The sequence below is a fragment of the Streptomyces sp. RP5T genome, assembly GCF_003933965.1.
Classification (GTDB): Bacteria; Actinomycetota; Actinomycetes; order Streptomycetales; family Streptomycetaceae; genus Streptomyces.
The window spans coordinates 1-255 of the sequence record NZ_RSAJ01001338.1; the positions used below are offsets into that span (position 1 = coordinate 1).

The following is a 255-nucleotide window of genomic DNA, read 5'->3' on the forward strand; positions in this document are numbered from 1 at the left end:
GCCAGCGCAGCTTGGCCAGCCGCACCAGCGTGGCCAGCGGCATCCCGGAGGGCAGGCTGGAGAGCCAGAACTGCACGGGTTCGGGTTCGGTGGCGGGCCATTCGGCCAGCAGCCAGCGTTCGGGCAGTTCAGGACCGTCGCTGGTCTTGCGGACGCCGCGTCCGGCCGGGCGGATGCGCAGGGCCACGAACCGCGAGTACATGCGCTTGAATCCGCTGATCGACTTGCCGGGCCGGGAGCCTTCCCTCCAGGACA

The 255-nt window shown here is 70.6% G+C and carries 1 pseudogene; it reads right to left on the reverse strand.

Annotation, left to right across the window (positions count from 1 at the left end):
* Nucleotides 1-255: pseudogene (locus EHS43_RS46110) on the reverse strand (IS701 family transposase); the annotation flags it as partial.